A 21549-nucleotide genomic window follows, 5' to 3' on the forward strand; every position below is an offset into this window, starting at 1 on the left:
TGCACTTCTAGCTCAGTTGGTAGAGCAGCTGACTCTTAATCAGCGGGCCCAGGGTTCGAGTCCCTGGAAGTGCACCACAAAAAGACAGGACAAACGTCCTGTCTTTTTTGTTGCACTTCCCCCCTTCGGGGGCGGCTTCACCGTTCGCGCTGTTAGCGCTCCGGTTCAGCTCGCAGGGCCTCTCGGGCTAAACAACATGCCACCGGCATGTTGTTCTTAACGCCCTCGTCTAGAAGTGCACCACAAAGAGGTGAGCATTGAAAGGTGCTCGCTTTTCTTTTGCTGCACTTCCCCCCTGCGGGGGCGGCTTCACCGTTCGCGCCGATGGCGCTCCGGTTCAGCTCGCAGGGCCTCTCGGGCTAAACAACATGCCACCGGCATGTTGTTCTTAACGCCCTCGTCTAGAAGTGCACCACAAAGAGGTGAGCATTGAAAGGTGCTCGCTTTTCTTTTGGTCCACTTCCCCTCTGCGAGGGCGGCTTCACCGTTCGCGCCGATGGCGCTCCGGTTCAGCTGGCAGGGACTCTCAGGCTAAAAAACATGCCGCTGGCATGTTTTTCTTAACACCTTCGTCTAGAAGTGTACCACAAAATGGGAAACGTAAACGAAACAGGCAGTTGCGTTCTCCCGGTGCCATACATATAAATAATAAAACCCATTCATTTGATCACATGGAAAGGATCGAATCAATGGGTTTTAAAGCGAAAACACGCTTATTCAATTACTCTTCGATGGAAACGCCCAATTTTTCGGCAATCTCGTTCAGCTTCATGCCGGATTTCTGGGCTTTGGAGACCAGAGACTTGATCTGCTGTGCTTTGGTTTTGCGGCGCACGCGCTTTTTCGGTGTGAGCAGATCCTGTTTACGGGCCTGCAGCTTGCGGATCTTCTCATTGATCGAGGCAATTTTGGCGTCGAATTTTTCCACGGCTTCGGCCTTTTTCGCCTCTACATCCTGAATCGAATCATTGAGCTCGGCGATTTGCAGATCCAGATCATTGGCGATCTGCTCAGAGGTGCGGCGTACTCGCTTTTGTTCAGACATGGCATATAACTCCTTACCATTTTATAGTATTTTTATCGTAGCATATGCCGATAAAACTAACAAGAGTATTTTGTCTGAATTTTTGGAAAACACAAAAGTAACACAAAATTCGTTATAAAATGATTTTTCGAAAAACACGTTAGAAGATAAGCGGTTTTATTAATAGAAATTTTAAAAACCTTGCATCAAAAACTGGAAATAAAAACCGCTTCCCCCAACTTCTTTATAAAGAAGGTAAAACCTTCCATAAAAGGTGGGGAAGCGGTAAAAGCAGTTGGATGGATGTAAAATCAGAACAGATCGTCGTCGGTGTCGTAAACAGAAATATACGAAGGGGCGTGCTCCTGCTTGAGCAGGGCAATGCCCAGTGCAGCGCCGGCAAGCGCGAAAATCAAAGCTAAAATTTTAACAAGCAGTTTCATCGGGAAACCCTCCTTTAAATAATGCGGGATGTTGCTTTTAGTATAGCATAAAGCGGTTGGCGCGTGCAAACCATTTTATGGGGAAAAACGGCAAAAATACAAAGAAGATGGGTTACAGAATCGTAATCCATGTTGACTTGAATCCATAAAGGAATTAGAATATTCTAGAGCGGGTGCGCCATGCTGTGGTTCGTAGATGCGCCCCGTAGATTGTATGAAATGGGGGAACGTTCAATCCATGTTGAAAAAGCTGAAACGTGCGGCGCTGGGCGCCGGCGTGCCGCATGAGAAGGGAACTGCCGCCCTGGCCACGGTGAAGATGCCTGTGCCCAGCAAGGTTGTTCTGCCCATGCAGCAGCACATCGGCGCACCTTGCACGCCGGTGGTCAAGAAGGGTGACACTGTAATGGTGGGCACCCTGGTCGGCAAAGCGGAAGGCTTTGTGAGCGCAAATATTTATTCCGGCGTGTCCGGTACGGTAGCTGCGGTGGACACCGTGCATATTTCCAACGGCACCAGCGTACCGGCTGTTGTGATCACGCCCGACGGTCAGCAGACCGTTGATCCCGCTGTGAAGGCTCCGGTGGTGACCGATAAGGCCAGCTTCATTGAGGCGATTCAGGCTTGCGGTCTGGTGGGCCTGGGCGGCGCCGGCTTCCCCACTGCAGTGAAGCTGAGCCCCAAGGCTCCGGTGGATACCCTGGTGATCAATGCGGCGGAGTGCGAGCCCTATCTGACTGCTGACACCCGCGAGATGCTGGAGAACGGCGAGACCATCGCCTCCGGCATCAAGGCCGTGATGAAATATCTGGAAATCAAGAATTGTGTGATCGGCATCGAGCGCAACAAGCCCGAGTGCGTGAGCGCTATGAATCAGCTGTTCAGCGGTGAGGCCGGTGTGACCGTGAAGGTCCTGCCCAACCGCTACCCGCAGGGCGCCGAGAAGGTGCTCATCGAGAAGACCACCGGTCGTGAAGTGCCCCAGGGCGGTCTGCCCAGCGATGCGGGTGTGATCGTGCTGAACGTGACCACCGTGTCCACCATCGGCAAGTTCCTGGCCACCGGTATGCCTCTGGTGACCAAGCGCCTGACCGTGAACGGCGACGCCATCAAGGAGCCCAAGAATGTGGAAGCCATCATCGGCACCCCCCTGCGCGAGGTGCTGGATTTCTGCGGCCTGAAAGAGGGCGTGACCGTTGCCAAGCTGATCAGCGGCGGCCCCATGATGGGCGTTGCGCTGCCGGACGCTGATGAGCCGGTTCTGAAGCAGAACAACGGCGTGCTGGCCTTCAGCGAAAAGATGGCCACTCTGCCCGCCGCGGGTCCCTGCATCCGCTGCGGCCGCTGCATCGAGGCCTGCCCCATGGGCCTGGCTCCCGTGCAGATCGCCGGTGCCTTCAATAAGAAGAACACTGAGGAGCTGAACAAGCTGTGCGTGGACCTGTGCATGCTGTGCGGCACCTGCAGCTATGTCTGCCCCGCCAAGCGCCCGGTCACTCAGACCATGGGCCTGGCCAAAGAATTTGCCAAGAAGGAGGCAAAGAAATAAATGGAAAACCGTTATATGGTCACTGCCTCCCCCCACATTGTGGATCGTTCCTCCACCCGTGGGCTGATGGGCAATGTGATTATCGCTCTGCTGCCCTGTGTGGTTGCCAGTGCGTGGATCTTCGGCCTGCGCGCTCTGCTGGTGATCGGCGTTACCACCGCCGCCTGCGTGGGCTTTGAGTACCTGTATTGCCTGCTGATGAAAAAGCCGAACCCCGTGGGCGATCTGTCCGCCGTGGTTACCGGCATTATCCTGGCTCTGAATATGCCCGTGAGCATGCCCCTGTGGATCGCCATTGTGGGTGCGTTCATCGCGATCGTTGTGACCAAGCAGCTGTTCGGCGGCCTGGGCTTCAACTTTGTGAACCCCGCTCTGGTGGGCCGCATTGTGCTGTTCACCGGCTTTGCTTCCCGCATGACCACCTGGACCTTCACCTCCCGCATGGAGCAGACCCTGAGCGGTATCGATGCCGCTGCCAGCGCCACTCCCCTGCAGGTGGTGGATGCTGCCGGCAACTCTCTGCTGGGCCAGTACCCCATCATGGACCTGTTCCTGGGTCAGCACGGCGGCGTGCTGGGCGAGACCTGCGCCCTGGCCATCCTGATCGGCTTCGTGTGGCTGGTTGCCACCCGCACCATCAGCCCGGCCATCCCCGTGACCTACGTGGCCACCGTGGCGGTCATCAGCGCTCTGGCGGGCAAGCCCGTTCTGGCTGAGCTGCTGGCCGGCGGCCTGCTGTTCGGCGCCGTGTTCATGGCTACCGATTATGTGACCAGCCCCTTCACCCTGAAGGGTAAGATCGTGTTCGGTCTGGGCCTGGGCATCATCACCTGCGGCATCCGCTACTGGGCAAACATGGCCGAGGGCGTTTCCTATGCCATCCTGTTCATGAATCTGCTGGTTCCCTACATCAATGATCTGACCCGCCAGAAACCCCTGGGCGCGAAGAAGAAAGGGGTGTAAAAGGCATGAAAAACAATAACATGTGGGAAAACTTTCTGAAACCCGTTGTGGTTCTGGTTGTGATCTGCATCGTGGCCAGCGCTGCGCTGGCCGGCACCAACCAGCTGACGGCTCCCATCATCAAGGCGCAGGAGGAAGCTGCTGCCAATGCCGCTTATCTGGAGGTTCTGCCTGAGGCCGACGGCTTTGAGGAGATCACCGACTTCCAGTCCAGCAATGTGACCAAGGCCCTGAAGGCCACCAACGGCGCCGGCTGGGTCATCCAGGCCTACGGCAAGGGCTTCGGCGGCGACGTGCCTGTGGTTGTTGCCTTCGACAGCGAGGGCACCATTCTGAAGGTGAAGTTCATGGAGAACAGCGAGACCGCCGGCTTCGGCCAGAAGCTGGCTGATCCCGCTGACGCTGACGGCCAGAAGCTGGCCGAGAGCTTTGTGGGCAAGAGCGGCACCCTGGAAGCGGGCGACGTGGATATGATCAGCGGCGTAACCGTTTCCTCCAAGGCTGCTCTGGCTGCCGTGAACTCCGCTGTGAACTGCTTCAACGAGGTCGCTCTGGGCCAGGCTGCTGTTGTGGAAGCCGAGCAGCTGACTCCGGAACAGGCTCTGGAGAGCATGGAGCTGACCGAGATCGAGATCCCCGAGGGCCTGACCGGCGCCTGGGAGACCGCCAACGGCACCACCGTGCTGCGCACCGAGGCCAATGGCTATGAATACGAGACTGCTCCCATGGATGTTCTGGTAGAGCTGGACGCTGACGGCAACATCCTGAACGTTTGGGTCGGCACCGATGGCCAGACCGCCGGTATCGGCGATCAGGCGGGCGGCGCTGAGTACCTGAACCAGTACAAGGGTGTGCTGGGCGAGGCTGGCCTGGACGGCGTGGATACCATTTCCGGCGCTACCCAGTCCACCCGCGGCGTGAAGAAGGGTGTGCGCAAGTGCATCCAGGCATTTGTTGCCATGTACCCTGACTGCGCTGCCGCCACCGCGGTTGCTCCCGAGGGCGGCGATGCTGAGAGCGAAGCCGCTTCCAGCGAGGCCGCTGTGGAGACCGTTACCCTGAGCGATGAGGCCTGCAAGGCCGTTTTGCCCGACGCCACCACCTTTGAGGCGGTGGAATCCGCCACCAGCGGCGTACAGGCTGCTGTGAAGGCTGACACCGGCTGGGTCATCCAGGCCAGTGCCAAAGGCTTCGGCGGCCAGGTGCCCGTGATCGTGGGTCTGGACGCTGACGGTGCCATCGTGGGCGTAAGCTTCCCCAAGAACAACGAGACCGATGGTTTCGGTGCAAAGCTGTATCAGGAAGGCAATGAAGAAGCTGCTGCTCTGGCCGCCAGCCTGGTGGGCAAGAGCGGTGAGGTCGCCATCGGCGACGTGGATGCCATCTCCGGCGCCACCATCTCCTCCAAGGCGGTCGTTGAGGCCGTGAACACTGCTCTGAGCTGCTACAACGAGGTGGCTCTGGGCCAGGCTCCCGCTGCTGACGAGGGCGGCGAGGGCACCGACATGAGCGCCATGAGCGCCGAGGAAGCCCGCGCTGCGCTGGCTCCCGGGGCCACTCTGACCCAGATCACTGCTCCCGAAGGCCTGACTGACGCCTGGCAGGGCGACGACGGCAGCTATGTGCTGTACGCCGAGGATAAGGGCTACGAGTACTCCACCAAGCCCCTGAACGTGGCGGTTGGCTTTGATGCCAACGGTGCCATCACCGGCGTTTGGGTGGATGTATCCGGTCAGACCGCCGGCATCGGCGATCAGGCCGCCGGCGCGGACTACCTGGGCCAGTACACCGGCATCACCGATGAGGCCGGTCTGGATGGCGTGGATACCATCGCCGGCGCCACCGAGTCCACCCGCGGCGTGAAGAAGGCAGTGCGCAAGTGCATCCAGGCATATGCCGCGGGCCTTGCGTCTTGATAGGGAGGCTGTGAATTCATGAATAAAGTTCAGATCTTTACCAACGGCCTCGTGAAGGAGAACCCGGTTCTGCGCCTGGTTCTGGGCACCTGCCCCACGCTGGCTGTTACCACCATGGCCTTCAACGGCCTGGGCATGGGCATTGCAGCTACCTTCGTGCTGTTCTGCTCCAACATTGCGATCTCGCTGCTGCGCAACGTGATCCCCGACAAGGTGCGCCTGCCGGCTTATATCACCGTTATCGCCACCTTCGTTTCCATCGTGCAGATGCTGGTCAAGGCTTACGTTCCCGCTCTGGATAAGTCCCTGGGCGTGTTCCTGCCCCTGATCGTTGTTAACTGCATCATCCTGGGCCGTGCCGAGATGTTCGCTTCCAAGAACAAGCCTCTGGACTCCGCCCTGGACGGCCTGGGCATGGGCCTGGGCTTCACCCTGACTCTGGTGCTCATGGGCTCCATCCGTGAGATCCTGGGCTCCGGCACCTGGTTCGGCATGACCGTGATCCCCGCTTCCATCGACCGGTTCACCTTCATGACTACGCCCGCCGGCGGCTTCTTCACCTTCGGCTGCCTGATGGCCCTGGTGATCTTCATCGAAAACAAGACCGGCAACAAAAAAGAGCGCAGCATCGGCTGTGAGGGCTGCCCCTCCAAGAGCGTCTGCGGCGCGAAAGGGGGCTGTGAATAATGGCTGCTCGTTTAGCTGCTATCTTCTTCACCATGATCCTGGTGGACAACTATGTCCTGGTTAAGTTCCTGGGCATCTGTCCGTTCCTGGGCGTATCCAAAAAGCTCAACTCTGCCTTCGGCATGAGCTGCGCTGTTATCTTTGTTATGACCCTGGCCACTGCGGTGACCTGGCCCATCCAGAACTTCCTGCTCACCCCGGTGGACGCGGAAGGCAACCTGAAATGGGATCTGGGCTACCTGCAGACCATCGTGTTCATCCTGGTGATCGCCGTGCTGGTTCAGCTGGTTGAGATCATCATGAAGAAGTACATGCCTCCCCTGCACAAGGCTCTGGGCGTGTATCTGCCTCTGATCACCACCAACTGCGCTGTTCTGGGCGTTACCGTGCTGAACATCGACAACGGCTACAACTTCGTGGAGTCCATCGTCTGCGCCCTGGGCGCGGGCTTCGGCTTCATGCTGGCCATGGTCATCTTCTCCGGCGTGCGCAAGCGCCTGGAGGATGCTCAGCCCCCCAAGTGCTTTGAAGGCCTGCCCATCACTCTGGTGGCGGCTTCCGCCACTGCCCTGAGCTTCGGCGGCTTCGGCGGTCTGATCGAAAACATCTTTGGTGCAATTTAAAAGGAGGCCGGGAATATGTCTATTGCAATGGCGATTGCCATCGTTTCTGTTGTCGGCCTGCTGGGCGCCATCATTCTGGTGCTGGCCGCCAAGTTCATGCATGTGGAGGAGGACCCCCGCATCGGTCAGGTGAACGGCTGCCTGCCCGGCGCCAACTGCGGCGCCTGCGGCTATGCCGGCTGTGCCGACTACGCCAAGGCCATCGTTGAGTCCGGCGCTCCAGTGAACAAGTGCGTTCCTGGCGGCGCCAAGGCTGCGGAAGACGTGGCCGCTGTGATGGGTGTGGAGGCCGGCGCCACTGCGGTGGTGAAGGCCATCGTGGGCTGCCAGGGCCGCCCCGGCGTGTGCACCCAGAAGTTTGATTACAAGGGTGTGGCCAGCTGCGCTGCTGCCGCTTCTCTGTTCGGCGGCGGCAAGGCCTGTGTACACGGCTGCCTGGGTCTGGGCGACTGTGTAAAGGCCTGCCCCTTTGACGCCATGCACATTGTGGACGGCGTTGCCTGCGTGAACGTGGCCAAGTGCACCGGCTGCGGCGCCTGCGCTGCGGTCTGCCCCCACGGCGTGATCGAGATCTGCTCCAACACCGAGAACAAGCCCAAGGTGCTGTGCAACAACACCGAGAAGGGCGCTCTGGTGATAAAGGAGTGCCAGACCGGCTGCATCGGCTGCATGAAGTGCCAGAAGACCTGCCCCAGTGAGGCGATCAAGGTCACCAACAACCTGGCGCACATCGACTACGACAAGTGCACCGGCTGCGGCGCCTGCGTGGAGGTCTGCCCCAAGCACGTGATCGTGAAGGCGTAAGCCGACCCGTAACAATGCAAAAAATCCCGCTGCTCAAATGCGAGCAGCGGGATTTTTCTTTGTTTCAGAAGCCGGGCGCGCAAGCACGGCGGGGTGTCTGCCTATGTAAAAGAGAAACAGCGCTTTTGGAAAAGCCGGTCATTCCAGAATGATCTGCGCCAAAGCGGCAGGATCGGCGGCAATATGGTCCGCCCCTTCGCCGCGCAGCTCCTCCTCGGTACGGAAGCCCCAGAGCACGCCGCAGCCCGCCAGACCTCCGTTTTTGGCGGTACGGATGTCCACGTTGCTGTCACCCACAAAGAGGGTGGAGGCCGCATCCGCGCCCATGGCGGCCATCAGCTGGCGCAGACCGGCAGGGTCCGGCTTTACCGGAACGCCGGGCAGTGCACCCTGTACAAAGGCGAAACGGCCGGGGAAATAGTGCTCCAGCACGCCTTTGGCCAGGGGGTGGGCCTTGTTGGTGAGCACGCCGAAGACCACGCCTGCGGCCTGCAGAGCGTCCAGCAGAGCCTCGATGCCCGGATAGGGCGCGGTGGCGTCCTCCTTGTGGGCGTCGTAGTAGCGGGTGAACTGCTCCAGCGTTTGGGCTAGCCGCTCGGGGCTGCGCTGGTCGGCAGGAGAGAACCGCTCGCAGAGTTTGGGGATGCCGTTGCCCACGAAGTAGCGGTATTCCTCCAGCGTGTGGGCGGGCCAGCCGTTTTGGGCACAGACATATTCGCCCGCGGCGGCCAGGTCTTCCAGCGTGTTGAGGAGGGTCCCGTCCAGATCAAAAATCACATAGCGATACAAAGCTGATTTCGCCTCCTTGGCGATGCAAAATGATTGAGAAAGTGCGCGTTCAGGCCACCAGCCGCAGGTGGTCCGCCGCCAGCTTTTTGATGCTGCGCACCCGGATACGGCGGCGGCAGGGCAGATAGATGGTCAGGGTACAGCGGCCCACCGCCTCGGAAAAGGGAGTCTGGATGCTGGAAAGCGAGATGTTGGGGCTGAACACACACAGCTGGTGGCGGCTGAACAGGCGGTTGTAGCACACCGCCATGGTGCCGTTGGAGTTGCGGGCCGCGCCCTCGGTGAACCAGCCCTCCACCGAGACGGCCACCAGCCCGGCCGAGAGTGCCAGCGGAACCAGCAGCAGCGGGGTGAGCTGGGGAAGCTTCCACATGGACACCACACACAGCATGGCGCAGAAGGCCAGAAGTGCGCCGCTTTTCCACAGAAACTGGGGCCAGCTGCGGTTGGCGGTGATGCCAGCCACCGGCCGCGGCGGGATGAACTGGGGCATCAGCGCCTGCAAAAGTGCATCCCGCCCTTTGCCGTACACCAGAATGGGCAGGTCCGCGCCGGTGTAGCTTCCGGCACACAGAAACACCGGAAACCGGCGCAGCAGCCGGGAGATGGGGGTGACGCGGATGTCGCAATAGCTTACCGCTGAGGCCTGAATGCGCCGCTCGGTCAGATTGATGCGCCCGCCCTTGGCGAAGATCACGCCGCCGCTTCGGCTCACCCGGAAGTTGGCGGTGGCCAGCAGGGAAGAGAACAGCGCGATGCCCCACAGGGTAAAGATCAATGTGAACAGCCAGGCCACACCGGCGGGCAGAAACAGCTCGGCCAGCCGTTCCATCCGGCCCAGGTTGGCCATGGCCAGCGAACCCAGGTCCACGCCCAGGTTGTTGCCGATCAGACCCTGGGTCTGCCGGGCGCTGAAGACCACCAGAAAGGAGGTGGTGACCAGGTTGGCGCTGAGCATGGTAAAGCGCAGCCGCTCCGCTCCGGTGGGAGCAAAAAAGGAGGAGGCCGACTGCACCGGCATCAGGCATTCCGCCAGCACCGCGGCCTGGCGGCGGGGCAGAAAGAACTGGACCTGCCCGAAGGCGGCGCTGGAGGCGGCGAACAGCCGCACCTTTGTGCAGCCCGCCAGCCGCAGATAGATGGGCCGGTCCAGCTGGATGGCCGCCAGCTGCGACGGGCGAATCACCTGCTGACGGTGCCAGAGGATGCCCCGGCGCAGGGTGAGCTGACGGTCGGTGAGAACGAAGCCGCAGCGCCGCCAGATGACAAATGAAAAAAGCGCCATCCCCACCAGGATGGCGGCATCCTGCCGCAGGGCCCTGGTCAGGCTGGGCAGGTCAAAGGCGATCAGCGCCTGGAGCATGGGCACCAGACAGAGAATCAGGCCGTAACGAATGTATTTGACGATGAAAACGATGTGGAAGCGCCCCTGGGCGCGCACGGTCCTCATAGGCCGCCTCCTTCCAGCGCGTGGATCAGCGGCTCGGCGTCCTCGTCCGAAACCGGAGGCAGGAACAGCACACAGCCGCTGGTGTATACGATCAGCAGGCTGCTGCGGGTCAGTGCCAACAGCGGAGTGCGAATGCGGCAGACCCCCGCCACAAATCGGGTGGGCACCCGGCGGCTGGATTTGAACAGGATGCCCCGGCTCAGGCGCACCTCGCCCAGCGAGACGCTGCCCCGCACGGTGGACAGGTGCAGCGGCACACACACCGCGCAGAAGAACAGCCAGACGGCGCAAAACAGCACGCCGCCCCAGAAGGTCTGCCAGAAAACAAAGGGGGCCAGCACCGCGCCGACAAGCAGCAGCCACAGGGCCACTACCCGGGCGCCGCCGGCACTCGCGGTAAAGCGCAGCACGGGTACGGACCTCCTTTGCAAACAGGCGGGAAAGGGCGTCAGCCGCTGGCCAGGCCCCAATCCTGCATCAATTCATGGATCGCAGTGTCCCGCGCGACGCAGAGCACCTTGTCGCCATTCAGAATCTGGGTATTACCACGGGGGATCAGCAGCTCGCCCGCGCGGGTGATGGCGATGATAACGGCGGATTCCGAGATGGGAATCTGCGCCAGGCTTTTGCCGTTGTACTTGAACCGGTCCGGGATCTGGATCTCGAACACGGTGGCGGTGCCGCCCGCCAGGTTCAGCACCTGCTGGATGGCGGCCGTCTCCACCTCACGCTCCAGAATGCGGGCCAGGTTGTCGGTGCTGGACACAGCAATGTCCACGCCCAGGCGGCGCAGCACCTCGGTGTTTTTGGGGTTGTTGACTCGGGCCACGGTTTTTTCCACATGGAAAACCCGCTTGGCGATCTGGCAGGTGATCAGATTCACCTCGTCCCGGCCGGTCACCGCCACCAGAGCCTGGCAGCGGCCGCAGCCCGCGGCCTCCAGATATTCCACGGTGGAGCCGTCGCCCTGGGTCACGGGGATGTCCAGGTCGTTGGCCACCTGGCTGCACAGCTTGCGGTCCTTTTCGATCACGATGGGCTGGTGGCCGTGGTCAAGCAGGGTCTTTGCCATGTAGTAGCCCACCTTGCCGCCGCCGACGATCATTACTCTCATAATTGCTTCCTCTTCCTTGCTGCTTTGTGACTCAGTCCGCGATGCGGGCGAAGATGATCTGGTCGCCCTCTTCCAGCACCGGCATGGGCTCCACCGCCAGTTCCACGGTAGTGTCGGCCCGCAATACGCCGTAGAGCAGATCGCCCTCCGGCGGACGGATGCGGTTCAGGCTTCGGCCCACGTCCCGCAGACTTACCGGAACGGTGACAAACGCGGTGGTGGTGGCGCCGATGGTCACACTGCGGGACTCCTGATCGTCCAGCAGGCCCAGCAGCATGCTTTCCACCGTCAGATTGGTGGTGCATACCGTGCGCAGACCGAACTCCTTGGTGAAGAAGTTCTTCAGGGCAGGATCGGTCACACGGGTGATGACCCGGGGCACATGGAAGATATTCTTGGCGATCTGGGCCACCATGATGTTCACGCTGTCATCCGGGGTGGCGATGGCCACCGCGTCGCAGGTCTCAATGCCCGCCTGACGCAGGTCGTCGATGTCGATGGGAATGCCCACCGCAGCGACGCCGGAAAAATGGTAGCCGTCCACGCCTTCCAGCCGCTGAAGCTCTTCCGGGTTGGAATCCATCACAGAGACCTCGTGGCCCATCTGCTCCAGGATACGCACAATATTGGCGCCGGCACGGCCGCAGCCTACAACAAGGATATTCAAGAAAACACCTCTTTTATAACAGAAAAAATCTGAAAAAAACAGCGAGATATGGACTCAAAGCCCCACGGGCGGCCCACATCCTTCGCTTATCCCGATTATACTGTATTTTACCCGGAAAAGAAAGGGCTCAGCAGAAAAAAGGGCGTTCTGTTTTGCACTTTCCTGTGGTATACTGTTATGGTACCTGCCGGGCACCCGGCGGGCGCTAAATGCCAGAAAACAAGTGAGGCGAAACAATGGAATGGATAAAAACGATCCTGTACGGGATCATTGAAGGGATCACCGAATGGCTGCCGGTGAGCAGCACCGGGCACCTGATCCTGGCGGAAAAGTATCTGAACATGGGGTTTGACGAGTCCTTCCTGGAGCTGTTCCGGGTGGTGATCCAGCTGGGCGCGATCCTGGCGGTGGTGGTGCTCTTCTTCCCCAAGCTCTGGCCCTTCTGCGCCGACAAGTCGAAGGGATATATCAAGAAAAACACCTGGGTGATGTGGTTCAAGATCGTGGTGGCCACCCTGCCCGCCATGGTGCTGGGCCTCTTGCTGGACGACTGGCTGGAGGAGCACCTTTACAACTACATCGTGGTTGCGACCATGCTGATTCTGTATGGCGTGTTCTTCATTCTCATCGAGAACCGGCACAAAAGGCCCCGTATCCGCAGCATCGACCAGCTTACTTATAAGGATGCGCTGATCATCGGTTTCTGGCAGGTGCTGGCCATGATCCCCGGCACCTCCCGCAGCGGCGCCACCATTGTGGGCGGTCTGCTGCTGGGCGCAAGCCGTCCGGTGGCGGCGGAGTTCACCTTCTTTCTGGCCATCCCGGTTATGTTCGGCGCCAGCGCCCTGAAGGTGGTCAAGTATCTGATGGAAGGCATGGTGTTTACCGGCGAGCAGCTGGCCGTGCTGGGCCTGGGCTGCGTGGTGGCCTTTGTGGTGAGCGTGCTGTCCATCGGCTTCTTGATGAACTTTGTGAAAAAGCACGACTTCAAGGTGTTCGGCTGGTACCGCATTGCCCTGGGCATCGTGGTGCTGGCGGCCGCTCTGCTGGGCCTGTGAGTCGCGGCGGCTGAATCAAAACAAGGAAAGAGAACATCCGGCCGGGGCCGGGTGTTCTCTTTGCGATAAGAGTTTGAAAAAGGATGTTTGAATGGAGGAGATTTCCATGGAAAAGGCAAAGGTCTATTTCACCGACCTGCGGGCAAAGCCCGGCATGAACCTGCTGGATAAGCTGCAGAAGCTGATTCGTACTGCGGGCATCGGTCAGATCGATATGGAGGGCAAGTTCGTTGCCATCAAGATCCACTTCGGTGAGCCGGGCAACCTGGCTTACCTGCGGCCCAACTACGCCAAGGCCGTGGCCGATGTGATCAAGGAGCTGGGCGGCCGGCCCTTTTTGACCGACTGCAACACCCTGTATGTGGGCCGCCGCAAGCACGCGCTGGAGCACATGGACGCTGCCATGGAAAACGGCTTCACCCCTTATTCCACCGGCTGTCAGATCATCATTGCCGACGGCCTGAAGGGCACCGATGAGGCCGAGGTGCCTGTGGAGGGCGGCGAGCACGTGAAGGTGGCAAAGATCGGCCGGGCCATCATGGACGCGGATGTGGTCATCAGCCTGAACCACTTCAAGGGCCATGAGAATACCGGCTTTGGCGGTGCGCTGAAGAACCTGGGCATGGGCAGCGGCAGCCGTGCGGGCAAGCTGGAGCAGCACGCCGCAGGCAAGCCCAATGTGGACCAGTCCCTCTGCCGCAAGTGCCACGCCTGCGCCAAGATCTGCGCCCAGGATGCCATCTCCTTCACCGGTGAGGGCGGTACCGCTTATATCGACCACAACAAGTGCGCGGGCTGCGGCCGCTGCCTGGCTCACTGCAACTTCGATGCCATCGGCGGCGATTACGACGCGGCGGTGGACGAGCTGAACTGCCGCATCGCCGAGTATGCCAAGGCGGTGGTGCAGAACCGGCCGAATTTCCACATCAATCTGGTGATCGATGTTTCCCCCAACTGCGACTGCCACGGCGAGAACGACCTGCCCATCATCCCGGATGTGGGCATGTTCGCCTCCTTTGACCCGGTGGCTCTGGACCAGGCCTGTGCCGACGCCTGCAACAACATGCCGCCCATCCCCGGCAGCCAGCTGGACGACAACCGGAAGACCCCCGGCTTCTGCAGCTGCGGCGATCACTTCACCGATTCCACCCCCATCACCGACTGGCGGGTCTGCACCGAGCACGCCGAGAAGATCGGTCTGGGCACCCGTGAATATGAACTGGTGGTTGTGAAGTAAAAATACAATTCGTATTTTTGCAAACAATATTACAAAAAGAAAATGCTCGCTCGCCGGATTGACCCGGCGGGGGAGCATTTTTGCTTATGGGAGAAAAGGCACACGTGAAGCGGGAAAGAGCGAAGTCAGAGCTTTTTCTCAATGGCGCCACGCCTGCCCTTTCGCCAGGCGGCGGGGGGCGGAAGCTGGGAGCGGAAGGACGAGTTGGTCACCGGCTACACCGTTCCGGTTTCGGTGAAGATGACGGTGATCGCCACGCCGGTGTCGCAGCCGCTGTCTTGAAAATTTTGCCAGTCGGTGGGCACCGGGGCGGTGGATTCGTCCCAGCCCAGCCGGGCCAGCAGTGGGATCTCCTTCCCGGGCTCAATCACCGATTCCCCGGTCAGGGAAGAATAGCTGCATGTGCCGGACTGGCTGGTCACATCCACCGGGCAGGGGATGGCGTAGCGCGTTGTGCCGGTTTCCTCCAAGATGATCAGCTCTGCCTGACTGGCGGTGAGCCGCATTGCAAACTCTGCCTGCCCGGCAGCTGGGCCGGTGAGCAGATTGGTCTTTTCCCAGCTGCCGTTCTGGCAGACCCAGAGGTCCACCACCATGGTGTAGGTGCCGTCGTTCAGCCGGTACTCCCAGAGGGTGAGTTCATTGTCAATGAGGTCCAGCACCTGGCGGGTCTCCTCGCTCACCGGCGCGGCCCGCAGCTGCATGGGCTCCAGGCCCTTTTCACAGCCGCACAGCCCGGCGGCAAGGAGGAGGGTCAATACAAGCAGAAGAAGTTTTTTGGCCATAACGGGGTCCTTTCCGGCGCGGCTCAGGTTTTGTCTTTTGCCCAGAAGCGGAAGAAGCTGGTCATCAGGGGAATGTAGGTGAGTGCGAACACCGCCCCGGCCGCACCGATGGCAGGCCGCTTCCAGCGGCGGGGCAGCAGGATGCCGCAGATGAGCCCCACGGAGAACAGACAGAATTTGACCAGCGCCAGAATCTTCCAGTTGGAAGCACGGCAGTAGTCGTCGGCAACACGGAACAGTTTCATACAGAGCACCTCCCAAAGACTTGGATAAAAACACCGGTTTTCTACCCTGATTGTACCCAATTTGACTGGTCCTGACAAGCCTGCATTGACGGGCGGCGGGCTGCCGCCGTATAATCGAAGGCAGATAAACTGCTTTTTCAGAGAGGAATGATTGTTATGGCAATCCATCAGGATCTGTTTGCTTACATCGAAAAGAGCCCCACTCCCTTCCACGCAGTGGCCGAAAGCGCCCGGCGGCTGGAGCAGGCGGGCTTTGCTGCCCTGAACGAGACCGAGAACTGGAGCCTTGTGCCCGGCGGCAAATATTATGTGACCCGCAACCAGTCCAGCCTGATCGCCTTTGTGATGCCCCAGGCGGCGGGCGAGGGCTGGCGGATGAGCGCCGCCCACAGCGACAGCCCCTCCTTCAAGGTGAAGGGCGTGAGCCAGCAGGCGGGCTTCACCATGCTGAACACCGAGGGCTACGGCGGCATGATCCGCTCCGCCTGGCTGGACCGGCCTCTGGGCATCGCGGGCCGCGTGCTGGTGAAGACCGAGACCGGCGTGGAGAGCCGTCTGGTGGACCTGGAGGGCGTGAGCGCGGTGATTCCGCATCTGGCCATCCACTTCGACCGCACCGTGAACGACGGCCACAAGTATGACCTGAAAAAGGACATGCAGGCCATCTTCGCCGGGCCGGATAAAAATGCCTGCTACACCGAGCTTTTGGCCAGGGCCGCGGGCTGCACGTCGGCGGAGATTCTGGGCACCGACCTGCTGCTTTACTGCAAGGACAAGGGCCAGGCCGTGGGCGGCGAAGGGGAGTTCCTGCTCTGCCCGAGGCTCGACGATCTGGGCTGCGCCTGGGGTACCCTGTACGGCTTTTTGAGCGCCCCGGCCTCCCGGCAGGGGCGGGTCTGGTGCCTGTTCGACAATGAAGAGGTGGGCAGCGGCACCCGGCAGGGCGCCTGCGGCAGCTTTTTGCCGGACGTACTGGCCCGGGCCGGTCAGGCTCTGGGCGAGAGCGAGCAGGACCGCCGCCGCGCGCTGGCAAACAGCCTGCTGCTCAGCGCCGATAACGGCCACGCCATCCACCCGAATTTTGCTGAGATGAGCGACCCGGCCAGCCCGGTAAAGCTGAATGGCGGCGTGGTGCTCAAGTTCAACGCCAGCCAGAAATACACCACCAACGGTGTGACCGGCGCGCTGTTCCACAGCCTGTGCGACGGAGCCAAGGTGCCGGTGCAGGAATACTACAACCGGCCGGACCTGCCCGGCGGCTCCACCCTGGGCAACCTGCTGGGCGCCCAGGTGAGTGTGCCCATGGCGGACATCGGCCTGCCCCAGCTGGCCATGCACTCCTGTGTGGAGCTGACCGGCGCGCAGGATGTTCAGTGGCTGGCGGATGCCTGCGCCGCATGGTTCCGGGCGGACGTGCGCTGCACCGGCGACGGCTGCTATCAGGTGGCCCTGTGACCGGCGAGACCCGGGCCCGGCTTGCCGCCCAGGCGGACCCGGCCTACCGGGATTTTCAACACAAGCTGATGCCCGGTGTGGAAAACTACCTGGGCGTGCGGCTGCCGCTGCTGCGCAAGGCTGCTGCTCAGCTGGCGAAGGAAGGCTGGGCTGCCGAGCTGGCCGCACCGGATGAGACCTTTGAGGAGGTCCTGCTGCGGGGCATGCTCATCGGCAAGGTGAAAACCGATCCGGCCCGGCGGCTGGAGCTGGTGCGGCAGTTCGTGCCCCGCATTGACAACTGGGCCGTGTGCGACAGCTTCTGCGCCGGGCTGCGGGATGCGAGAGTATACAAAGAGGAATATTTTGATCTGATTCAACAGTATGCCGGTTCGGACCGGGAGTTTGAAGCCCGGTTTGCGGCGGTGCTGCTGCTGACCCATTTCAACCGGCCCGAGGAGCTGGACCGCTGCTTTACGGTGTACCGGGGCATCCGCCAGCCGGATTACTATGCCTGGATGGGCGTGGCCTGGGGCTATTCAGTGTTCGCGGTCACGGATTTTGATCGGACCATCGCCGCCATGGAAGAGGCGCAGCTGCCGGATACGGTATGGAACAAGGCTTTGCAGAAAATGCGGGAAAGCTATCGGATCACACCGGAACAGAAAAACTGGGCGGCGCGGCACAAGCGCGTCCAAAGGGGGAGAAAACAGCATGAGTGAGACCGGGCGGTTTGCCCCCAGCCCCTCCGGGCGGATGCACCTGGGCAACCTGATGTGTAGCCTTCTGGCCTGGCTGAGCGCTAAGCAGGCGGATGGCCGGGTGGTGCTGCGCATCGAAGACCTGGACAAGGCCCGCTGCCCCCGCGTCTGGGCGGACCAGCTGGAGGCGGATCTTTCCTGGCTGGGCCTTGTGTGGGATGAGGGCGGCTCAGGGGGCGGGCCGGATGGCCCCTACTACCAGAGTCAGCGGGATGAGATTTATCATTCCTACTATCAAAAGCTGGAGGAGCAGGGGCTTGTGTATCCCTGTTATTGCAGCCGTGCCCAGCTGCATGCGGCCAGCGCCCCCCACCGGGAGGACGGCACCCCGGTTTATCCGGGTACCTGCCGCCGGCTGACGGCGGAGCAGCGCCGGGAGCTGGAAGCCCGGCGCAAGCCCGCCATGCGCCTGATCGTGCCGGACAAAACGGTGGAATTCACCGACGGCCATCTGGGGCCGTACCGGGAAAATCTGAAGACCGATTGCGGCGACTTTGTGCTGCGCCGGTCGGATGGCGTGTATGCTTACCAGCTGGCGGTGGTGGTGGACGACGCGCTGATGGGGGTGACCCAGGTGGTGCGGGGAGCGGACCTTTTGGAAAGCACCCCTCGCCAGTTGTACCTCTATCAGCTGCTGGGCCTGCCCGCACCCCGGTTTTATCACCTGCCGCTGCTGCTGGCGGAGGACGGGCGGCGGCTCTCGAAACGGGACGGAGACGTGAGCCTGGAGCAGCTGCAGAGCCGCTACACCGCGCCGGAAATCATCGGGCGGCTGGCCTTTCTGGCCGGGCTGCTGGACAAACCCGAGCCCGCACGCCCCGAGGAACTGCTGACGGTGTTCGACTGGGACAAGGTGCCCCGTGCCGATGTGCGTTTGCCCCGGAATTTGTTCTGAAACAGATTGATAAACTTTTCCCGGCTTACAAAAGAATGACACAGACCATTGGCCCACCTGCGCAAAGCGGGATGGGCCTTTTTGTTGTATATGCTCAAAAATAATAATAAAATGGGAAGAAAAACCGAGAAAAGGTATCAAAGAATTTCATACTTGTGGAAATCCGGTTCGCATCCTACAATAAAAGCAGAAAAACCGGTCCCATGCCAGCGGTGAGGTGCACGGCCACAGGGCGGGGCAGCGAAAACGAATCTTGAGAAAAAGGAGCTTGTCCGCAATGAAGAAAAGCAAATTGCAGTCGGATGCAAAGTGGATGAACCGGTTGTGGCTGTTCATCTCCTTCGCAACGGCGATGGTCCTGTGGTACATACTTTCCATTCTGCCCAGCACCGCCCGATGCTTCCCCAATGTGGTGGTCGTGCTGCAGCAGATTCAGGTCATGATCGACCGTGGCTGCCTGTTCACCGATATCGGCAGCAGTCTGATCTCGGTATTTGCAGGTTACGCGCTGGGCTTTGTGATCGCCCTTCCGGTGGCCATTCTGATGGCCTGGTACAAGCCGGTGCGCAACATTCTGGAGCCCTGGATCCAGTTCGTGCGCAACATCCCGCCCCTGGCCTACGTTCCCCTGGTGGTCATCGGCGCGGGCGTTGGCCGCAAGCCTCAGATCATCGTAATCACCCTGGCCACCTTCCTCATCATGTGCGTGACCATCTACCAGGGCGTTATCAACATCGACGAGACCCTGATCAAAGCCGCCCGCATCCTGGGCGCGTCGGATAAGGACATCTTCATCCGGGTCATTGCCCCGGCCACCCTGCCCTTCATCCTCACCGCCGTCCGCCTGGGCGCCGGCGTTGCCCTGACCACTCTGGTGGCCGCCGAATCCACTGGCGCTTCCGCAGGCTTGGGCATGCGAATCCGTACCCTGAACAACAGCTTCGAGACCGCTCCCATGCTGCTGTACATCATCATCATCGGCATCATTGGCATCACCATCGAGAAAATCATCAAAACTTTGGAAAGGAAGCTGACGGGATGGCAGGAAAAGAGAGAGATATAAAGGTCAAAATTGAGAATGTGGTCAAGAAGTTCAATGGCCGCAATGGCGAAATGGTCGCCCTCAATGGTGTGAACCTGGATATCCATGAAAACGAATTCATCACGGTCGTCGGCCCTTCCGGCTGCGGCAAATCCACCCTTTTGAACATCATCGCCGGCCTGCACGAGCCCACCAGCGGCCGGGTGATCTGCAACGGCAAGGAAGTCCACGGCACCGGCACCGACCGGGGCGTGGTGTTCCAGCAGTACGCCTTGTTCCCCTGGCTCACCGTAAAGAAGAACATCAAGTTCGCGCTGGACATGCGTGGCGTAAAGGGCGAGCAGGCGGAGGCCGAAATCCAGAAATACCTGAAGATGGTGGATCTGGAGAAGTTTGCAGACCACTACCCGAAGGAGCTGTCCGGCGGTATGAAGCAGCGCGTGGCCATCGCCCGTGCCTATGCCGCCAACCCCCAGGTGCTGCTGATGGACGAACCTTTCGGCGCCCTGGATGCCCAGACCCGTACCCAGCTGCAGACTGAGCTGCTGGATACCTGGGAAAAGGAGCAGAAGACCTGCTTCTTCATCACCCATGACGTGGAAGAGGCCATCATCCTGGGCCAGCGTGTGGTCATCATGAGTGCACGCCCCGGCCGCATCAAGGATATCGTGGAGATCGACATCCCCTATCCCCGCACCCAAGAGACCAAGATGAGCCCCCGCTTTTTGGAACTGAAGAACTACATCTGGAGCCAGGTGTATCAGGAGTACCTGGCAGTGCGCAAGTAACGGCAAAACGGTACCCATCCGGACCGTGGGCACGAAACAGCCGGCCCGGATCAAATATTCCGGCGAGCCCTCAGGGCCGCCGCAATCACAACAGGAGGAAACAATCATGAAAAAAGCGTTATCCCTGCTCATCGCGGGCTGCATGGCCCTGAGCATGGCCGCCTGCGGCGGCTCCGGCGCATCCACCGCCACCAGCACCGGCGGCGCTTCTTCCGGCAGCGCTCCCGCTTCCACCGCTTCCGAGGCCTCCACCGGTGAAAAGACCAAGGTCGTTGTGGGTTACATGCCCAACTACGGCAGCCTGGCTGAGGTGGTCTCCGCTCAGAACAACGGTTACTTTGAGGAGCAGGGCCTGGAAGTGGAGCTGATGGAGTTTGCCGACGGCCCCACCATCATCGCCGCCATGGAATCCGGCAGCGTTCAGGTGGGCTACATCGGTTCCGGCGCTCATAAGCTGGCCATCCAGGGTCAGGCCAAGATCTTCTGCATGGCCCATGTGGGCAACGCTGACGCAGTGGTCACCGACGCCTCCAAGGGCATCGAGACCATTGAGGACCTGAAGGGCAAGACCGTTGGTTACTCCTCCGGTACCTCCAGCGAGCAGATCCTGAAGTACGCTCTGGAAGCCCACGGCATGACCATGGACGACATCAAAGCTCAGGAGATGGACGCCTCCGCGCTGGTGACCGCCATGCTGAGCGGCAGCCTGGATGCCTGCGCCGCCTGGAGCCCCATGACCTTTACCATTCAGGAACAGCTGGGCGACAATTACAAGGTCCTGGCTGACAACATGATGTTCTCTGACCAGTCCGCCGCGGTTTCCAGCTGGATCGTGACTCCCAAGTATGCTGAGGAGAACGCCGACACCATCCTGGCCTTCACCAAGGCTTTGATGAAGGCGAAAGACTTCCGCGCCGACGAAGCCAACTACGAACAGATCGCTCAGTGGGTGGCCGACCAGACCAAGACCGATTACGAGACCTGCTACCAGCAGCGCGGCGACGCCGAGTGGCAGACCAGCGCCGAGCTGATTGAGTCCATCAACGACGGCAGCATGGAGAAGATGTATAAGGTTCAGCAGGATGACTTCCTGAAGAATGGCCAGATCGAGGCGGAGGTACCGGTATCCGACTATGTTATGTTCGACAACATGCTGGCCGCTGCCGAATAAGGTCTTTACAAAACGCTCTGCGCGCTTTACACTGAAATAGGAAAAGCGCCCGGATTCCTTCACGGGACCCGGGCGCTTTTTGGCGTGATTGCCGAAAACACGTT

At 60.5% G+C, this 21549-nt stretch carries 23 protein-coding genes and 1 tRNA gene; 15 read left to right on the plus strand and 9 right to left on the minus strand.

Annotated features, from left to right (window positions below):
• The first annotated feature begins 1 nt into the window (after window position 1).
• A tRNA-Lys gene (locus B5F28_RS10765) sits at window positions 2-77 on the plus strand.
• A 644-nt stretch (window positions 78-721) separates the two neighbouring features.
• On the opposite strand, the gene B5F28_RS10770 is transcribed toward B5F28_RS10765, so the two are convergent.
• Window positions 722-1045: a hypothetical protein gene (locus B5F28_RS10770; RefSeq protein WP_087295899.1), complete on the minus strand. Its 324-nt coding sequence runs from the start codon at window positions 1043-1045 to the stop codon at window positions 722-724.
• Window positions 1046-1335: 290 nt separating this feature from the next.
• Window positions 1336-1467, minus strand: coding sequence for a hypothetical protein (locus B5F28_RS15315; protein ID WP_275532622.1), 132 nt, complete (start codon window positions 1465-1467; stop codon window positions 1336-1338).
• Between the two features lie 238 nt (window positions 1468-1705).
• Between B5F28_RS15315 and rsxC the strand changes: the two genes are divergently transcribed.
• The 6 genes from rsxC to B5F28_RS10800 are packed head-to-tail and all read left to right on the plus strand — an operon-like array spanning window position 1706 to window position 8009.
• Complete coding sequence (gene rsxC / locus B5F28_RS10775; protein ID WP_087295900.1) at window positions 1706-3016, plus strand: electron transport complex subunit RsxC; 1311 nt, start codon at window positions 1706-1708, stop codon at window positions 3014-3016.
• Window positions 3017-3979: an RnfABCDGE type electron transport complex subunit D gene (locus B5F28_RS10780; protein WP_087295901.1), complete on the plus strand. Its 963-nt coding sequence runs from the start codon at window positions 3017-3019 to the stop codon at window positions 3977-3979.
• Window positions 3980-3984: 5 nt separating this feature from the next.
• Entirely contained in the window at window positions 3985-5895 is a 1911-nt protein-coding gene (locus B5F28_RS10785; RefSeq protein ID WP_087295902.1) for an FMN-binding protein, read from the plus strand.
• 18 nt (window positions 5896-5913) lie between these two features.
• Window positions 5914-6582: an electron transport complex subunit RsxE gene (gene rsxE / locus B5F28_RS10790; protein WP_087183056.1), complete on the plus strand. Its 669-nt coding sequence runs from the start codon at window positions 5914-5916 to the stop codon at window positions 6580-6582.
• On the plus strand, window positions 6582-7205 hold the full coding sequence (locus B5F28_RS10795) for an electron transport complex protein RnfA (RefSeq protein ID WP_087295903.1): 624 nt from the start codon (window positions 6582-6584) through the stop codon (window positions 7203-7205). Before rsxE ends, B5F28_RS10795 begins: the two co-directional genes overlap by 1 nt.
• 15 nt (window positions 7206-7220) lie before the next feature.
• Complete coding sequence (locus B5F28_RS10800; RefSeq protein ID WP_087295904.1) at window positions 7221-8009, plus strand: RnfABCDGE type electron transport complex subunit B; 789 nt, start codon at window positions 7221-7223, stop codon at window positions 8007-8009.
• A 138-nt stretch (window positions 8010-8147) separates the two neighbouring features.
• On the opposite strand, the gene B5F28_RS10805 is transcribed toward B5F28_RS10800, so the two are convergent.
• Genes B5F28_RS10805 through B5F28_RS10825 form a run of 5 tightly spaced genes read right to left on the minus strand, consistent with a single transcriptional unit; the run spans window position 8148 to window position 12029 of the window.
• Entirely contained in the window at window positions 8148-8798 is a 651-nt protein-coding gene (locus B5F28_RS10805) for an HAD family hydrolase (RefSeq protein ID WP_087295905.1), read from the minus strand.
• Between the two features lie 49 nt (window positions 8799-8847).
• A complete protein-coding gene (locus B5F28_RS10810; protein WP_087295906.1) occupies window positions 8848-10248 on the minus strand; it encodes a PH domain-containing protein in 1401 nt (466 codons plus the stop codon).
• Window positions 10245-10658 carry a hypothetical protein gene (locus tag B5F28_RS10815; RefSeq protein WP_087295907.1) on the minus strand — a complete coding sequence of 138 codons (414 nt, stop codon included), beginning with the start codon at window positions 10656-10658 and terminating at the stop codon, window positions 10245-10247. The genes B5F28_RS10810 and B5F28_RS10815 overlap by 4 nt, the downstream gene beginning before the upstream one ends.
• 38 nt (window positions 10659-10696) lie before the next feature.
• Window positions 10697-11362: a potassium channel family protein gene (locus B5F28_RS10820; RefSeq protein WP_087182570.1), complete on the minus strand. Its 666-nt coding sequence runs from the start codon at window positions 11360-11362 to the stop codon at window positions 10697-10699.
• A 31-nt stretch (window positions 11363-11393) separates the two neighbouring features.
• Window positions 11394-12029, minus strand: a complete 636-nt coding sequence (locus B5F28_RS10825; protein ID WP_087182569.1) for a potassium channel family protein — start codon at window positions 12027-12029, stop codon at window positions 11394-11396.
• A gap of 236 nt (window positions 12030-12265) precedes the next feature.
• On the opposite strand from B5F28_RS10825, the gene B5F28_RS10830 reads away from it, so the two are divergent.
• Together B5F28_RS10830 and B5F28_RS10835 are read left to right on the plus strand one after the other, a co-directional pair.
• The gene (locus B5F28_RS10830) at window positions 12266-13087 is read left to right on the plus strand and encodes an undecaprenyl-diphosphate phosphatase (protein ID WP_087295908.1); all 822 of its coding nucleotides are present in this window, start codon (window positions 12266-12268) and stop codon (window positions 13085-13087) included.
• Between the two features lie 106 nt (window positions 13088-13193).
• A complete protein-coding gene (locus tag B5F28_RS10835) occupies window positions 13194-14324 on the plus strand; it encodes a DUF362 domain-containing protein (RefSeq protein WP_087295958.1) in 1131 nt (376 codons plus the stop codon).
• 215 nt (window positions 14325-14539) lie between these two features.
• Here the strand turns inward: B5F28_RS10835 and B5F28_RS10840 are convergent, their stop codons facing one another.
• Window positions 14540-15109, minus strand: coding sequence for a hypothetical protein (locus B5F28_RS10840; RefSeq protein WP_087295909.1), 570 nt, complete (start codon window positions 15107-15109; stop codon window positions 14540-14542).
• Window positions 15110-15132: 23 nt separating this feature from the next.
• On the minus strand, window positions 15133-15354 hold the full coding sequence (locus B5F28_RS10845) for a hypothetical protein (protein ID WP_087295910.1): 222 nt from the start codon (window positions 15352-15354) through the stop codon (window positions 15133-15135).
• Window positions 15355-15510: 156 nt separating this feature from the next.
• Here B5F28_RS10845 and B5F28_RS10850 point away from each other — a divergent pair, with 156 nt between their 5' ends.
• From B5F28_RS10850 to B5F28_RS10875, 6 genes are all read left to right on the plus strand, one after another.
• Window positions 15511-16809, plus strand: a complete 1299-nt coding sequence (locus B5F28_RS10850; protein ID WP_087295911.1) for a M18 family aminopeptidase — start codon at window positions 15511-15513, stop codon at window positions 16807-16809.
• A complete protein-coding gene (locus B5F28_RS10855) occupies window positions 16806-17510 on the plus strand; it encodes a DNA alkylation repair protein (protein WP_158097581.1) in 705 nt (234 codons plus the stop codon). The genes B5F28_RS10850 and B5F28_RS10855 overlap by 4 nt, the downstream gene beginning before the upstream one ends.
• Window positions 17503-18444 carry a tRNA glutamyl-Q(34) synthetase GluQRS gene (gene gluQRS / locus B5F28_RS10860; RefSeq protein WP_087295913.1) on the plus strand — a complete coding sequence of 314 codons (942 nt, stop codon included), beginning with the start codon at window positions 17503-17505 and terminating at the stop codon, window positions 18442-18444. The genes B5F28_RS10855 and gluQRS overlap by 8 nt, the downstream gene beginning before the upstream one ends.
• A gap of 277 nt (window positions 18445-18721) precedes the next feature.
• Window positions 18722-19507 carry an ABC transporter permease gene (locus B5F28_RS10865; RefSeq protein ID WP_087182559.1) on the plus strand — a complete coding sequence of 262 codons (786 nt, stop codon included), beginning with the start codon at window positions 18722-18724 and terminating at the stop codon, window positions 19505-19507.
• Window positions 19483-20274: an ABC transporter ATP-binding protein gene (locus B5F28_RS10870; protein WP_087295914.1), complete on the plus strand. Its 792-nt coding sequence runs from the start codon at window positions 19483-19485 to the stop codon at window positions 20272-20274. The genes B5F28_RS10865 and B5F28_RS10870 overlap by 25 nt, the downstream gene beginning before the upstream one ends.
• 106 nt (window positions 20275-20380) lie before the next feature.
• Window positions 20381-21445, plus strand: a complete 1065-nt coding sequence (locus B5F28_RS10875; RefSeq protein WP_087295915.1) for an ABC transporter substrate-binding protein — start codon at window positions 20381-20383, stop codon at window positions 21443-21445.
• Window positions 21446-21549 lie beyond the last annotated feature (104 nt).

Origin of the sequence: Gemmiger sp. An194 (assembly GCF_002160145.1) — a bacterium.
Classification (GTDB): domain Bacteria; phylum Bacillota; class Clostridia; order Oscillospirales; family Ruminococcaceae; genus Allofournierella.